Raw genomic sequence first — 1324 nt, 5'->3', positions numbered from 1 at the left:
GATATGGCGTCGACACCCAAAATCCTTGCAGGTCAGGGGCACCTTTTCTCATGTTTCAGGCGGAGCCGGCTCCCTCGGTTGAATACCCGAGGTTAGACCCAGGATCGGCTCACCAGCCGAGAGCAGGGACAAATCCCCATATATGCAGGCAATCATTGGCCAACAGGGCAGAGGAGCCGCCCGTGGATAGAAGCAAGATGAAGGGCTGAGCATCCTGTGGGGGCCAGTCTGGGAGCGGTACTCCCGGACCTGGTGCCCTGGAGCGCACTAGTCATTCCGGCGGTCTTGCTGCTTGCAGTCCTGGGGGCACGAGGCGTTCTCGCCTCCGCCCGCAAGCACAAGATTCAGGAGGGCGAGGTACGTCTCCGTTGGTTGGGATTCTCGGTTCGGTGGAGCCAAGATCCATCCTCTGACCAGGATGGAACCGCAACATCATCATTTAGCAGCGCTGGAAAGGCGGGCCGAAGGCGGCGACGTCGCCCACCCTCGCAGAAGAGGAACCATGGGCAACGGCAACAACCCAGGTGAAGTGCACCGCAGATCGACCCGCGACTGAAAACATCTACAGCAGGGCCGCGACAGGATTCGCAAGGCGAGATACGACGAAGCCCCCGGCAATTCGGCTGGGGGCTTAGCTCGCTCCGAGGTCATGGCGGCCAGCCAGTCGTCAGGGTCCATCCCCGCTGACGGTCAGCCCTTCGTCTGCCTCTCTAATCCACGACGCTTCCAGCTCGATCCCTACACACTGTGAATGATGCCAACCTGGGAGCCAAATTTGGGAGCCAACGCCTTGCGCCTTCCTCGGACTACCCGCATCCCCTTCGAACGTTTGGCGAGGCGAGAAGCCCCCCCGATCGACTCCACTCGATACTTCCAGACTCCCCGGTCTTCCTTCGGGACGAAGAGGTCGTGGGTTCAAATCCCGCCACCCCGACAGTATCGCCACAGGTCAAGGGCCTGGTTCTCGAGATCGAGAACCAGGCCCTTGATCGTTTGACCGTCATTCGGCCGTCCGTATGAACGCCGCCGGGGCACTGACAGGTTCAAACGGGTTTCCTTGGGCACCTTGATCACAGCTCTGTAGACCGCGTAGCTGGGGGACGTCGTAGCTGGGGGACGTGTTCAGGTGGCCTTCCCCTCGTAGCCACCGATGTCCCTTCCGCGCCGCCCGTACCAGGAGTGAGAATCGGGGACGGTTGCCCGCCGACGTCGTCTACTCTTTGGTCCCTGAGCCTTTTTCATCCTGAGTAGCGGCCTTCTTCCACCAGCTGCAGCACGAGGATCGCCTGCACGAGTGCGGTCGCGCGATGCGGGCAACAGCGCA

The 1324-nt window shown here is 61.5% G+C and carries 1 pseudogene; it reads right to left on the bottom strand.

What is annotated here, in order from left to right:
- Positions 1-1238: 1238 nt before the first annotated feature.
- Positions 1239-1324, bottom strand: a pseudogene (locus AB0J69_RS61705) (IS5/IS1182 family transposase); the annotation flags it as partial.

Source organism: Nonomuraea sp. NPDC049709 (genome assembly GCF_040674815.1).
In the GTDB taxonomy this organism is placed as follows: Bacteria; Actinomycetota; Actinomycetes; order Streptosporangiales; family Streptosporangiaceae; genus Nonomuraea.
This window is presented reverse-complemented; position numbering and strand designations above follow the sequence as displayed.